The 14,524-nt window shown below is 58.9% G+C and carries 10 protein-coding genes; 2 read left to right on the forward strand and 8 right to left on the reverse strand.

Annotation, left to right across the window (positions count from 1 at the left end; genetic code table 11):
* Positions 1–18 precede the first annotated feature (18 nt).
* Both putP and KT71_RS03040 read right to left on the reverse strand, forming a co-directional pair.
* Complete coding sequence (gene putP / locus KT71_RS03035) at positions 19–1,536, reverse strand: sodium/proline symporter PutP (protein WP_023659878.1); 1,518 nt, start codon at positions 1,534–1,536, stop codon at positions 19–21.
* A 4-nt stretch (positions 1,537–1,540) separates the two neighbouring features.
* On the reverse strand, positions 1,541–2,866 hold the full coding sequence (locus KT71_RS03040; protein WP_008292942.1) for a glutamate-5-semialdehyde dehydrogenase: 1,326 nt from the start codon (positions 2,864–2,866) through the stop codon (positions 1,541–1,543).
* A gap of 496 nt (positions 2,867–3,362) precedes the next feature.
* Between KT71_RS03040 and proB the strand changes: the two genes are divergently transcribed.
* Positions 3,363–4,565, forward strand: a complete 1,203-nt coding sequence (gene proB, locus KT71_RS03045; RefSeq protein ID WP_008292941.1) for a glutamate 5-kinase — start codon at positions 3,363–3,365, stop codon at positions 4,563–4,565.
* A 57-nt stretch (positions 4,566–4,622) separates the two neighbouring features.
* On the opposite strand, the gene KT71_RS03050 is transcribed toward proB, so the two are convergent.
* Genes KT71_RS03050 through KT71_RS03060 form a run of 3 tightly spaced genes read right to left on the reverse strand, consistent with a single transcriptional unit; the run spans position 4,623 to position 8,042 of the window.
* Positions 4,623–5,930 (reverse strand): MFS transporter, encoded by a 1,308-nt coding sequence (locus KT71_RS03050; protein ID WP_023659879.1) that lies wholly within the window; start codon positions 5,928–5,930, stop codon positions 4,623–4,625.
* 27 nt (positions 5,931–5,957) lie between these two features.
* Positions 5,958–6,671 (reverse strand): DUF4386 domain-containing protein, encoded by a 714-nt coding sequence (locus KT71_RS03055; RefSeq protein WP_202962386.1) that lies wholly within the window; start codon positions 6,669–6,671, stop codon positions 5,958–5,960.
* A gap of 39 nt (positions 6,672–6,710) precedes the next feature.
* Positions 6,711–8,042 carry a spinster family MFS transporter gene (locus KT71_RS03060; protein ID WP_008292938.1) on the reverse strand — a complete coding sequence of 444 codons (1,332 nt, stop codon included), beginning with the start codon at positions 8,040–8,042 and terminating at the stop codon, positions 6,711–6,713.
* Between the two features lie 124 nt (positions 8,043–8,166).
* On the opposite strand from KT71_RS03060, the gene KT71_RS03065 reads away from it, so the two are divergent.
* Positions 8,167–9,912 carry an amidohydrolase gene (locus KT71_RS03065; protein ID WP_023659881.1) on the forward strand — a complete coding sequence of 582 codons (1,746 nt, stop codon included), beginning with the start codon at positions 8,167–8,169 and terminating at the stop codon, positions 9,910–9,912.
* Positions 9,913–10,005: 93 nt separating this feature from the next.
* Here KT71_RS03065 and KT71_RS03070 read toward each other — a convergent pair whose 3' ends face one another.
* The 3 genes from KT71_RS03070 to KT71_RS03080 form a co-directional block, all read right to left on the reverse strand.
* Entirely contained in the window at positions 10,006–12,312 is a 2,307-nt protein-coding gene (locus KT71_RS03070) for a S9 family peptidase (RefSeq protein ID WP_238549451.1), read from the reverse strand.
* Between the two features lie 211 nt (positions 12,313–12,523).
* Entirely contained in the window at positions 12,524–13,159 is a 636-nt protein-coding gene (locus KT71_RS03075) for a Rossmann-fold NAD(P)-binding domain-containing protein (RefSeq protein WP_008292935.1), read from the reverse strand.
* A complete protein-coding gene (locus tag KT71_RS03080) occupies positions 13,156–14,400 on the reverse strand; it encodes an acetamidase/formamidase family protein (RefSeq protein WP_023659882.1) in 1,245 nt (414 codons plus the stop codon). Before KT71_RS03080 ends, KT71_RS03075 begins: the two co-directional genes overlap by 4 nt.
* Positions 14,401–14,524 lie beyond the last annotated feature (124 nt).

Consider the following 14,524-nt stretch of genomic DNA (forward strand, 5'->3'; position numbering starts at 1 on the left):
GTTCCTTATTTCGGTGAATCAAGCGCTACCGGGGGCGGGGGCGTCGCGTCCCGCCATGGTCAGGTCGATACTGTCATGGCGTCGACCGATAGCGCGTTTGGGCCGTTCGTCCAGCAGGCTCACGCTGGTGGCTGCGCCCATGCTGAGGACGAATCCCGGCACAATTTCGTAGAGATGTTCAGACAGCGTCCGGCCGTCAATCTCGATGGGGGCATAGATCCAGAAGAGCACCGTCACGGCGCCGACAATCATTCCCGCCAGTGCGCCGTTGCGGGTTAGACGCTTCCAGAACAGGCTGAGGAGGATGATAGGACCAAAGGCGGCACCAAAGCCTGCCCAGGCGTTACTTACCAGGGAAAGAATAGACGCCGATCGATCGAAGGCGAGGAGGATGGCGATGATGGACACCGCGAAGACGGAGATCCGGCCGATGAGCACCAACTCTTTCTGGCTGGCATCCCGGCGCACGAAGGTCTTGTAAAAATCTTCCGTGAGAGAGCTCGATGAGACCAGGAGCTGGGAAGAAATAGTGCTCATGATGGCGGCCAGAATCGCCGCCAGAAGGAAGCCGCCCACCAGGGGGTGGAACAGCACCTGAGACAGGAGGATGAACACCGTCTCCGGGTCCTCAAGAACGGTTTTAGTACCTGCGACGTAGGCGATGCCGGCAATGCCCGTACCGACGGCACCCAGCACCGTCACCAGCATCCAGCTCATGCCGATATGTCTCGCCGTGGCGACGTCCTTGAGGGTCCGAATCGCCATAAAGCGCACAATGATATGGGGCTGGCCGAAGTAACCCAGTCCCCAGGACAGGCTCGAAATCAGTGCAAGCCCGGAAACCCCGGTGAACCAGGTGAGCAGGTCGGGATTGACGCCTCGCACCTCGCTGGCGGTTGCCTCGATGCCACCGAGCTGAAAGATCGCGACGACCGGCACCATGATCAGGGCGACGAACATAATGGCGCCCTGCACAAAGTCCGTGAGACTGACGGCGAGAAATCCGCCGAACAGGGTGTAGGCGACCACCACGCCCGCGGTGAGAAACAGCCCCAACTCGTAGCTGAGGCCGAAGGAGGACTCGAAGAGCTTGCCACCGGCTACGACGCCGGAAGAGGTGTAGAGGGTAAAGAAGATAACAATGACCACGGAGGAGATCACGCGCAGGGCATGGGAGCGGTCGTCAAAACGTTTTTCGAAAAAGTCGGGAATGGTGATGGCGTCGTCCGCCACCTCGGTGTACACGCGCAGCCGCGGTGCCACGAGGAGATAATTAAGGTAGGCACCTGCCACCAGACCCACAGCGATCCACACCGCGGAAAAACCTGACAGGTAAATCGCGCCGGGCAGCCCCATGAGCATCCAGCCGCTCATGTCCGACGCGCCCGCCGAGAGCGCGCCCACAGCGGGGTGAAGCTGCCGCCCTCCCAGCATGTATTCTGATACATCACTGGTGGAGTTGCGGTAGGCGTACACGCCGATACCCATCATCAGCGCAAAGTAGCCAAGTAGTGATACTAAGGTGTAGACGGACATAGTATTAACTCCGTGTCTGACCGTTGCCCCGGACCTGGTATTTGAAGCTGGTGAGTTGCTCGAGTCCCACGGGGCCGCGAGCGTGCATCTTGCCCGTAGCGATACCTATTTCAGCGCCCATGCCAAATTCTCCGCCATCAGAAAACTGCGTTGATGCGTTGTGCATCACCACCGCTGAATCAATGGCGTTAAGAAAATACTCCGCCGCGGTTGCTTCCTCGGTGAGGATTGCTTCCGTATGACCTGACGAATGCTGATTGATGAAGTCGCAGGCCTCTTTCAGCTCGGCGACGACCCTGATGGACAGCACGGCGTCCAGGTATTCCTCGTCCCAGTCGGAGGCACTCGCCGGATTCACACGAGCGTCACAGGCCTGCGCCGTTTCATCGCCGCGAAGTTCGCAGTTCTCCAGGCCGTCGGCCAGGAGCGGGATGAATTGCTTTGCCACGGCCTCATCCACAACAAGGCTTTCGGTGGCACCGCAGATGCCGGTGCGCCGAAGTTTGGCGTTGCGTATAACGCTCACGGCTTTCTCAAGGTCGGCGCCGCTGTGTACGTAGCTATGGCAGTTGCCATCGAGGTGAAGGAGGGTGGGGACCCGCGCTTCGTCGCGTACCCGCTCCACCAGGCTTCGCCCGCCGCGGGGTATTACCAGGTCCACGTGTTCCGCGCAGCCCAGAAGTGCGCCCACGGCCGCCCGATCCGGGCTGTCGACGAGTTGCACGGCATCGGCGGGGAGGCCGGCCGCCTCGAGTCCATGACGCATGGCTTCAACAATGATGCGTGTCGAATTCAGGCTTTCGGAACCGCCGCGAAGAATGACGGCGTTTCCTGATTTGAGGCAGAGGGCGCCGGCGTCGGCACCCACATTGGGGCGCGATTCGTAGATCATGCCGATGACGCCGATGGGTGTTGCCACCCGCTTGATGCTGAGACCATTGGGGCGTGTCGTGTCCATCAGTTCACGGCCCACGGGATCCGGCAGTTCAGCGATTTGCTCCAGCGCTGCGGCCATGCCTTCGATGCGCTCTTCGTTGAGCCGCAGACGATCGATGAAGGAGTCAGGACGTTCGGCCCCCTGCGCCATCTTCACATCTATCTCATTGGCAGCGATAAGAGCCGCTGATGCCTCGCGAAGAGCGATGGCTGCAGTCTGCAGCGCGGCATTTTTCTTGTCCGTAGTGGCCTGAGCCAACAGGTGTGCAGCCCTGCTTGCCCGGGCCCCCAGATCAGCGATGTACTGCTGAGGGTCCTTCGCAGCTGGGTCGGCCTGCTCTAAGGCACTGTCTGTCGTGCTGTTATCAATCGTGCTGCTGATATCCGTGGTCACGTTTTAACTTCCTGTAGTGAATGCTTGTGGATACTTCTTTACTGCAATCGGTCGTAACGACAACCGCAGATCATCCCCGGTGAAACAAGCTGCAGCGCACAAACGTCGACAATCACACGACGGTGCAATGGACGGCGTGCTGCTGACTTAAAAGGAGTGAATGCTTCGTAGTATAAATATTTTTAGGGTAAACAATCAATCTTCGTTTATTTTTGCCAAAGCCGTGTCCAAGCTAAAACACTGAAAATTATCAATTTAATGACATTTTTATGACGATGTTTTGAGCTTTTGGCAATTTTGCCGCTAGGTTGAAGGCTAAAATTACTTTATACTCTAAGCAATTCACGAGGCGGCGTGGGCGAGCTCCCGCTGCTTTTTTATGGGCATTCCTTTTACAGGCTGCCCTTTTAAAGGCTCCCGTAAGCAGAGCGAAGCAGCGTGAAGTTTTGTTTCCACCATTCACTACGAACTAACACCAACTGAGAGGATCAACAGCATGAATGCCACAGAGACCGACGCCGCAGGCTTCGGCCAGGTAATGACGGGTGATAAGCCGCGAATCGTAGTAAAGGTAGGTTCGAGCCTACTGGCCAACACGCCTGACTTACGACCACGTTATGCATTCATGCATGGATTACTCAGCGACATCGCAACTTTGCGCGACAAGGGCTACGAAGTTGTTCTGGCCTCCTCAGGTTCCGTCGCTCTGGGTCTCAATGTCCTCAACACCGATGGTGAGGAGGCGGGTGTGCAGGAGAAGCAGGCGGCCGCCGCCTGCGGGCAACCGGTGCTATTAAACGCCTACAAGCAAATTGCCCAGGAACATGGTTTTGACATTGCGCAGGTGTTGGTCACCCTGGAAGATCTCGAGGACAGCCGCCGCTTCCTTAATACCAAAAACACTGTGCACAAGCTCCTGGAGTTGGGTGTGCTGCCTGTCGTGAATGAAAACGACACCATTACCACGGAGGAAATTCGTGTGGGTGATAACGATAGGCTGGCGGCAAAAGTGGCGCAGATGATTCAGGCCCAGGACCTGGTCATTCTCACCAGCGTCGATGGTCTTTACGATCGCAATCCCGACGAGGAAGGGGCCGAGCTCATCGCAACTGTCGATGATGTCAGCGAGTACCTTGCGGTGACCAGCGGCACCAACAGCCTGGGAACCGGCGGCATGTTCACAAAAATGCAGGCGGCCAACATGGCGCAGAATGCCGGCTGCGAGACGATTATCTCCCGCGGCATCATCGACGAGCCGATCTCCGCCGCGCTGGAGAATCGACGCCCCCATACGCGGTGTGTCGCGAAATCAACGCCCCAGTCTGCCTGGGCCGTATGGCTTACGGATCGCTTGCAGATGGCCGGAAGCCTTGTTCTTACGCAGGAGGCGGCCGATGCCCTCGAAGGCGGTAGTGAAGGAATCGCCTGCACCGACGTCGTGTCTATTCACACAGCATTCCAAAAAGCTGACGTGCTGCACATTTACGACGAGCGCGGGGTAGAGCGGGCGCGAGGCCTGTCGAACTTCTCCTCCGACGAGGCGGCGCTCATAGCACTCAATCCCGATCGTGAGATTCGGGACCTGCTGGGATACAAGGCCGAGAAGACCCTCGTAAATCGCAAGAACCTGGTGATCCTTGAAGATCATCACCTGCCCTGGGATGAGCCGGACGAAAAGCTTCGGGTCATCGCGGCCTGACAGGCTTTTCGACGCACCCCGTGAGGATCATCAACGGTTCTTGTTGATCTCCTTTGCTCACCCCGCCGCTTTGGCGGGGTGCACAACCTCCTGCTGCTTGATGACGAGTGCAGCAAGTAACAACAACACCAGCATGACGAAGCAAATCTGCGCGGCGGCGTTGTAGCTACCCAGGTGGTCTACCCCCAGGCTGAAGGCGGCCGGTCCGACGGCGCTGGCAAATACGGATATGGATGCGTTAAAGCCGCTCACTGCCCCCAGATGCAGGGGGCCGAAAAAGCGAATGAACGCGAGATTCGATACCACTCCCCACAGGCCTCCCCCGACGCCAAAGCCCACGGCCAGCACCCAATAACCCCATGGCTGCGCCAGATTGATCAGTCCCACAGCCCCGATACTCAAGGCTCCCAGCATGACAAGGAGAAAGGGTTTCAGGCGGTGACGATCAACGATGCTGCTGGCAATGAGATTGCTCGCCGTAGAGAACACGGCCGCTGGCAGAAAATAGCCAAAAGCGATCTCCGCGGAGAATCCGCTTTCGGCAAACACGGCCACCACGTGAAAGGTGAGCGCCGTGCCAAACAGTGCATGCATGCCAAGACTGAGGGAGTAGATCCAGAAAACGGGACTCCGCCGTGCCTCGTCAATGGTCTTCGAGGGTGCCTCCAGGGGGGCAGCCCCCTGATCGTCGGGCTTACCCCCATCCGCCTGGAGTCCACAGGACGCAGGGTTATCCCGAATAAATACAAGGGCTAACACTGCGAAGACCAGGCCAACGGTAAGGCCCATGAACCAGAGCGCGCCGCGCCAACCAAAGCTGCTGATGAGGAAAGCGATGGCCAAGGGAGCGATGGCAAAGCCGAAGGATACAAAGACGCTGCGGATGCCGCTCACGAGTCCGCGACGCCGGACAAACCACAGAAGCAATACATTTCTGGAGCAGCTGGTCAGCACCCCCTGCCCAAAAAAGCGCACACCGAAGAAGGCAGACAGCAGCAGGCAGAAGGTCACGGCGGTGCTGCCTCCGAGCCAACGGCTGAGGACATCGACGGCGCTGATGACCAGGACCATCAGGCCCAGGGCTGCGGCAGAGCCGGCAATCATGATGCGGCCACCGTAGAGGTCGTACCAGCGGCCTGCGCGGGTCAGAAACAGGGACGAGGCGACGGTGCCGATGAGGTAGGCCATGGAGACCTGGGTCCGGCTGAGGTTCAGCACCTCAATAAAGGTGTCGGTAAACACCGCCATGCCCATGGTCTGGCCGGGAATGCTGAACAAGAAGCCCGCCGTGGAAAACGCCCAGACCACCCAGCCATAAAAAACAGGCGAGCGCCGAGGGTCAAAGGGCCAGGTAACAGGTATCACGGGGAAGGCTCATGCAAAGCCTGCAGATTATAGGGGCGCGGGGTCTCCTCGCACACCTTTAATGCCAAGATAAAGGCTCAGGGACAGCAAGGCGATGAGATTGCCGAGCATGAAGCTGATGGTAACGCTGCTGTGGCCCAGGGCCGGGATAAAGTCTCTTGCAACGATGATCGTTGAGACCAGCAGAGATGCAAACACGCCCCAGGCAGAGATGATCCGGGGAATCAGGTCCGAGCGGTAAAACAGGAAAAAGAAACCGCCCTGAGCGACGCAGGAGATCACAAGACTCAGGTGAAACGACGTGTAGTCAGAGGTGGCCTGCATGCCGGCGAGCATCAGACGCTGGGCACTATCGGTAATGGCCTGGTACGCAGGCGCGCTGGTGATTTCCGCCACATTCATAGCAAACACCGCGCCGAGGAGGGATAGCATGGCGCCCGTGAGGCTCAGGGTCAGACAGGCGGCGGCAAGCAATTGCCCGTGGCGCCGAAGGAGCATGAAAAGTCCGATGTTAACCACGGTCGTCAGGGCGAAACCCAGGCAGGCGAGATAGGCTTTGGCACGAAGACGAAGCTCTGCATCGAGCATATTGCGTGCGGTGCTTTCCACATCGGCAGACAGGTTGATATCGATGCCCCTGGCAACGAGCACTGAGGTCAGGATGCCCAGGGCCATGAGTGCCAGTTGCGACCAGCCCACGGTACGGGCGAGGGACATCTGCGGTGATGACTCAGGGTTCAAGGAGGTCTTCTCTCTGGTCAGGGCCGGGCCTCAGGCGGTTCATCGGGGCGCGTTTTCAATATCCTGGCGTATCGTTTTTCCTGCAAGCCAGTAATGTATCGCCGACCAGGTCATTACCGGAGGAAGGGCATATAGCATGGCGTAGCGCAGGGACTCGCTACCCAGGCTTGGCGCGAGGTAATCACTGAGTACACCCACCACCCAGGGGCCTGCGCCGAGACCGATGATGTTGAGGATGAGGAAGAGCACCGCCGACGCGGTAGCGCGCATGCGCGGACCGACGATGGCATGGGTCGTGGCGATGGTATTGCCCAGATACACCTGAAAAAGCAGTCCCGGTATGATCGACAGGGACAAGGCAAGATAGGCGTTGTCCACCAGGTAGATGCTGATCATAAAAGGCACAATGAGAAAGCCACAGATGCTGGGTAGCCAGGCATACCAGCGCTTGTCAGTTTTTGCCATGCGATCCGCAAGGAAGCCGCCAAAGAACACGCCGATGGCACCGCCCACACCAATAATCATGGACAGCCAGGTACCCAGTTCGCCGGTGGACATGGCGTGGGTGCGAATCATAAAAGAGGCTGTCCAGTTCGCTGTCGCGTAGCCGCAAAAAGCATTCAGTCCGGCACCGAGGGCAATGTGCTTGAAGGTGGGTCGACTCCACAGCACACGCAGCACCTCACCAAAGGGAACCGCATCTGTGGAACTCGGGGCGCCGTCATGGAGGCCGCGAATAGGTTCCTTCAGAGTGAAGCGGAGCACGATAGCCAGGATGACACCGGGTATCCCCACCACCATAAAGGCCGTGCGCCAGCCAAAGAATTCATTCAGCCAACCCCCGGCCAAAAAGCCAAAAAGAATGCCGATACTCACACCCATGGAATAGAAGCCGATGGCCGTGGCGCGACTCTCAGCGGGGAAAATGTCCGAGATGATGGAGTGGGAAGGGGGGCTGCCGCCTGCCTCGCCTACGCCTACCCCGATGCGCGCCAGGAGAAGATGGGCGTAGTTCTGTACAAAACCGCTGAGGGCGGTCATGAAACTCCAGATAAACAGAGAGAGCGCCACGATGTTGCGGCGGTTGCCACGGTCGGCCCAGCGCGCGATGGGTATGCCGGCGGTAACGTAGAAAATCGCAAAAGCGAAACCCGTGAGGAGACCCAGCTGGCTGTCCGACAGGCTGAGGTCCGCTTTGATGGACTCCTGCAGAATCGCCAGGAGCTGACGGTCAATAAAGTTGAAGCTATAAACGATCGTCAGGAGACACAGGGCGTACCAGCTGGCGGCCTTGGTGCTATAGGGATTGTCCGGGTGATTCTGTGGTTGGCCGGCTTCGGATTCAGTGGTTTCAGCGTCGTTCACATGCATACCCTGTTATCGTTTTTAGGAGTGCCCCGAGGTTACACAATTTACCTCCTGCGCTCACGATCTTTTGTTTCCCGGGCGATGTGTCATTATCCCGGGCTAAAGCTGCAGAACAGGAGAGAGCCCTATGAGTCATCCACGCACTGTGTTGCCAGGTATAAGAGGGATATCAGCGGTGGTTTTTTCCGCGGTTATTGGGGCTGTTTCTCCGGTATTTGCTGCGCCAGAGCTCATAGTCATCAACGCTGATGTTCGTACGGTGGATCCCCAGGCGCCGCGGGTCGAAGCCTTCGCCGTAGAGGGTCGCCGCTTTAGCGCCGTGGGTAGCACTGCAGAGATTCGCGCGCTAGCCGATAGCAGCACACAGATTATCGATGCCGCTGGGAGAACGGTGACCCCCGGATTCATCGATAGTCACTCGCACATGGACGGCAATGCCCCTGTGGTAGCCGGTGTCGATCTGGCCTATGTAGAAGATAAAGCACAGTGGCTGCGTCTGATCCGCGAGGCAGATGAACGTCTCCCCGAGGGCGAGTGGCTCACGGGAGGCTACTGGGATCACACCCTTTCTGACGGTGAATACCCCACCCGCCAGATGCTGGACGCCGTGGTCCCGGACCGACCGATTTTCCTCACGCATATCGACGGTCATTATGCCTGGGTGAATTCCCTGGCATTGGAGATGACCGCTGTGACCGCTGACACCCCGGTGCCCGCGGGCGGCGAAATTATTGTCGATCCCGTGTCCAGGGCGCCTACGGGCATTCTCCTTGAAGGCGCGATGAGCGTGGTGCGGGATCACATTCCCCCGCGCAGTGATGCCCGGCGTCGAGAGGGGCTCGAGCAAATGCAGCGCTATGCCAATAGCTTTGGTATCACCGGTCTCCATCAAATGCGGGGCCTGGATGACTATCTGCATATCGTTGAGACAGGCGATCCATCGCTCCGCGTCTGGTACGGGCACTTCGGTCTGGATATGAATCCAGAGACCTGGGATGAAACCCTGGATACGGTGTTGCAGGTCTCCGAGGACACGGAGGAACGGGTTGCGGCGACGAAGAAAGAAGATCGCACGGGACCGCTGCTCCAGGCGGGCTTCGTAAAGTTGATTAATGACGGCGTGCTGTCGGCACACACCGCGGTGCTCATGGAGGATTATCACGATCGACCTAACTGGAGAGGGGAGTACATTACAGAGCCCGATGATCTGACCGACCTTGTTTACCGGACCACGGCGCGGGGTTTGCCCGTGGCGATACATTCCATCGGCGATGCGGCCGTCAGCGCCGCCCTCGATGCTATCGAAGCCTCCCAAGACAATACTGTTGGACTGCCCAACCGCATCGAGCATATTGAACTGCTGCACCCGGATGACGTGCCGCGGTTTCGGGAACTGGGTGTGGTGGCTTCCATGCAGCCGAATCATTGCACCAATGCCATTGGCTATGTGCCTGCCCGTGTAGGCGAGGAGCGGGAGGATCGCGCCTATGTCTGGCAGACTCTCCTCGATGGGGGTGCCCACCTGGTGTTTGGTGCCGATTACCCCACCTCGCCTTTGAGCCCCCTGACACAACTGAGCGATGCGGTATTCCGGGAGAGCCCCTTTGGTTTCAACAACGGTAGGCCCTGGCATCCCGAAGAGTCCGTGAACTTTGACGACGCTTTGCATGCCTACACGCAGGCCGGCGCCGACATCACTCCCTGGAAAGACGATATTGGCTCTATCAGCGTCGGCAAGTGGGCAGACTTTGTAGTGTTAAGCGGACAGGTGCCGGAGCCCATGGACGAGAGCTTCCGGGCCCTTGTGGTGGACCACACCTATTTCGCCGGGCGTGAGGTTTACGCAAGACTCCGGACGCCCGCAGGCCTTTGACCCAGGGTCCGGGTAGCAGCGGACACTTCCTGTACCACACGCCTCTTCGGAGAGCGGCCAGGAATTTTTCCCGCCACCCTGAGGCTGGGGGTTTTACTCTGAGCGCAGGTGCTCGTCGAAGAAGCGCGCCCGCATGGTATTCAGATGCAGCTCCGTGCCTTCTCCCTCGCTGTCCACCACCGCGTGGGTCCGGTTGGGATAGGCCATAAACCGGAAGGGCTTGTTCAGTCTGACCAGCTCATTGATGAGTCGCTCGCTGCTCTGATAGTGCACATTGTCATCGCCCGTACCGTGGACCAGGAGGAGTTCACCCTCGAGATTTTTCGCATGGGTAATGGGAGAGGCTTCGATGTAGGCGTCGGCGTATTCTTCCAGCAAGCCCGAGTAGCGTTCCTGATAGATAGCATCGTAAAGCCGCTGGTCCGTTACCGGTGCCTGGGAGACGCCGGCCTTGTACTGCCCGGGATAGCGGAACAGCATATTGAGGGTCATGGACCCACCGCCGGAGTGGCCCCAGATGCCCACGTTCTCTTCGTCAATGTAGGACCAGCGCCGGGCCATCGCGGTGAGGGCGTCGGATTGATCCCGGGAGGCGAGAATACCAATGCCGCCGTAGACCGACTGGCGCCAGTCTCTACCGCGGGGGGCACGGGCACCGCGACTGTCTACGGAGGCAATCAGGTAACCCTGCTGAGCCATGTACAGATGCCAGAGATGCCGTTTACCGCCCCAGGCATCCCGCACCGTTTGCCCCGCGACTTCGCTGTAGACGTAAAAAACGATGGGGTACTTTTTATCCGCGTCAAACTGTGGGGGCCTCATGAGATAACCGTCCAGGGGTAAGCCGTCCCGCGCCTCTACACGAAAAAACTCGTGCTCACCCAGATCAAGCTTCGCAAGTTTCTCCAGCAGGGCCGCGTTGTCCTCAAGCATTGCGATTTCTTCGTGCTCAGGCAGAGAGATCAGACGATACTGCGGGGGCTGCATAAAACTCTGGTGGGTGTGTACGGCCCACTGCCCGCCCTCGGAGACGTGATAGCTGTTTGTCCCTGGAAAATCTTCGGGGGTAATTTTTTCCATATCGCCGCTGCCATCAAGCCGGGAGCGGAACAGGAAGCGGGACTCCATCGCTTCGGGAGACGCCATAAAGTAGACCCAGCCTGATGTCTCGTCGACGTGGGCGACCTCCGTTATATCGAAATCGCCGGGCGTGAGGTCCCTAAAGGTCTTGCCATCAGCGGTGGCGCGGTAGATGTGCCACCAGCCGTCGCGCTCGCTGAGCCAGAGAAAGTCGCCGCTGTCCTCCAGCCAATGCACGTCCTCGACGTCGAAGAGATATTTGGGTGCCTGTTCCACAAAGATCTCCGTCGCTTCTCCGCTCCCGGCATCGGCGTAGAACACGGTGTTGGTGTCCTGTCGACGGTTCAGGTGTTGGACGATGATTTTGTCCGAGGACGGGGCCCAATCCATGCGTGGCACGTACATTTGTCGCGGATCGCCGGGTAGATCCGCCCACACGGTTGCGCCACCGGATACATCAACGGTTCCCACCCGGGCGGCGGAGATGGTCTCACCCACCTTGGGGTAGGGCAGTTCCACGACTTCGGGGTATAGCGCATCGGTGTTATTGATGAGGGTGAAGTTGCGCACGCCGGAGGTGTCAAACTGCCAGTAGGCAATCCGCTGACCATCCGGACTCCATCGAAAGCCGTCGCGAATGGAAAACTCTTCTTCGTAGGCCCAGCTCATGATGCCGTTGATGATGTGATTGCCGGCGCGCTCGCTGAGCTGCGTGATCGCCCCTGATGCGAGGTCTTCGACAAAGACGTCGGCTTCTTTGACGTAGGCTACTTTGTCAGCATCCGGGGAAAACTTGGCAAACTGCAGCGTCGATGCCTTGGCATCGCCGCCGAGCTGACGCAGTTCCCCGCTTTCGAGATCCAGGACCCAGTAGTCGCCGCGGCTCTTTACCCGCCAGACTTTCTTGCTATTGGTGTAAACCAGCAGCTTGCTCTGGTCTTTGGACCAATGATAATCATCAATGACGAGGGGCGCCTCGGCGCCGTCGGGGGTAAGCATGGCGACGTCCACCAGCACCCGCCGCTCGTCGCTGCGGGGATCGTAAAAGACGATTTCCTTCGCGTCGGGGGCCTCTTCACCACCCTCGGCATTGGCCCCGTCAGTGCCCTTGTCGCCGTTCATCAGGTCGTTTTGCTCAGAGTCGGCGGGCGTCTCTAGCATCGTGTAGCCGCTTTTATCACTCAGCCACTGCAGCCTGCCGGGGGCCTCGGATTTGTAGGCATCCTCTTTGTAAATAGCCTCAAGGGTAAGCGCAGATTCCTGCGCCGCCGGAGAAGACTCCCGAGCCTGCGCCGGAGAGTCGATATTTGTACAAGCCACCAGAAGTGCTCCAAAAATAGCTGCGCCCAAAAGACGCAGAGACTGAGAATCTGTAAAGAACTCTGTAGACAACATAGTGTGATTGTGCCGGGAGAAAACAGAGATTGTGTCGCCATTTCGCGCCTTACTGCAAATCAGTCTGCGCCAGCTGTTGGGGGCCAACGCTGTCGCAGGGGCCTAAGCTCGGTTTTTAGTCCTTCAAAACGCCTTTTCAGGAACCCGCCAGCTGGTGCAGCGCCCGGTTTTCATGGCGGTAAACGCCCGCTTCGGGCGCCTCGCACAGGGCAATGATGGCCCCAGCCATAACCTCAACGGTAATGCCGGCATAGCGGTCCAACGGTCCCTGAAGGAACAGGCGTGTCAGGGGATCGGTGCGTCGAAGGAAGGTCTCGACAGGCCTGCTCTCCTGTCGATCCCCGAGGAGCAGTCCCGGCTGCAGGATGTCGAGACGCTTAAAGCCCAGAGATTCGAGTTCGCGCTCCACCTCACCTTTTACCCGGGCATAAAAAACGGCGGCTTTGCTATTGGCGCCCACAGCGCTGACGACAATGAAATGCGTTACGCCTGCAGTCTGTGCGGCCTCGGCAAAGCGGAGGACGGCATCATAGTCGACGCTGCGGAAGGCGTCTCTTGAGCCCGCCCGGGCGATGGTTGTGCCAAGGGCACAGACGGCCACCTCAGCCCCGGGTAGATCCATGACTGTCTGAAAATCTGCAACGATCTCTCGGGACAGCTGTCCGGTTTTACGCCGTCCTACGGTAGTGATCTGGAGCTTTTCAGGATCGTGCGCAGCCAGCACCGCCTGTCCCACAAGGCCCGTGGCACCCGCAAGCAGCACAGGCTTCATTTTCCCGGCTCCTCCTCGACAAAAATATCTAAAGGTAGAAGGGCGACTGCGCCGGCATTGGGCGCATCCACAAGCTGGCCTATGCGAAGATCCACGGCCACGGAGCAGATCACGTAGGCTTGATCGACGCTGTAGCCATAGTGCGTGACCAGGTGGTCGATCATCGCAAGCAGCGCGTTGCGGGCGGCGAGAGCAATATCGTCGGGCAGGCTTTCCAGGGCTGCGAGGCGCACAGAATCAAGGTAGGCCATGTCGCTGGGAATCTCTCCCGCTTTCTTGAACGGAAGCCCCGTGGTCGCGAAGTAGCGTTTGCTGGGTATGCCCAACGTCGACACCGGTCCCGTAAAGCTCACCCCTTTTGCCGGAGCCTCTTTGAGAATTTCCGTGCGGAGAGTGACCGTCGCATCCATCTCGATGGCTGTGCCGCTGACCTCGCCGTCACCCTGGGCGTAATGGACGTCGCCGATCGCCAGACCACAGCCGTCAACGAGGCAGGGAAGGTGAATGGTGACTCCCGCACGCATGTAGCGAATATCCATGTTCCCGCCGTGCTCCCGCGGCGGAATAGTGCGCAGGCATTCCTCTTTTACGCTGCCCGTGGGGCCGCAGAATGCCTCGGGGGTGGCGTTTGTGGGGTTGGGAAGAAAAACCCGGGCACCCAGGGCATCAATAGCGCTTTCCCGTGCCATGGCCTTGCGGACCATGGCATCGTCGGGAAGGGTGGTGATTACCCCGGGGAATGCACTGATGGGGATGCGCACGCCGGGGATATCTGCGGAGCGCGCATAGTCTGCCCCGAGTTTCCAGGTGGCGGAGAACCCCGTGGGATAGTGATCAGCGAGAAAGCCGCCGGCACCAACCCAGGTCTTGCCCCAGGGCCCGGGTGCCACCTCGAGGAGGGTCACCGCCAGGGTGTCCCCGGCCCTGGCACCTTCGATATGCACGGGTCCTGTCAACGCGTGACCGGTGTTGCCCGTGGCACGTCGGGGATCTTCATAGCGACTGTTAGGGTCCAGATCAAAATCCCCGGCGTTGCGGGTGTGGAGCACAATGGTTTGTCCTGGCTTTGCGCGCGCCGTCATGGGGAGGTCCGGGTGCAGGCGATTGATGCACTGCGGGTCCTCGATGCAATTGCGTCCCTGGCCGCCCACCACAAGCTCGTCGGCGCCGGCTGAATGAAACGCTGCGGCGCTAAGCAGGCTGAAAAGAGCAGCCGACGAAAGACTGGGTCTGTAGGACATGATTGCGCCTCTGGAGGAATCGCCGATGAGTGTCCCACTGCCCGCAGGGCGTAACAAGGGTAGGGGTTTATCCGTGGATTTTTTGACCCTCAAACTTTGCTAAGCTTTCAACCCTCATAAAAAT

It is taken from the genome of Congregibacter litoralis KT71, assembly GCF_000153125.2.
Taxonomy (GTDB): domain Bacteria; phylum Pseudomonadota; class Gammaproteobacteria; order Pseudomonadales; family Halieaceae; genus Congregibacter; species Congregibacter litoralis.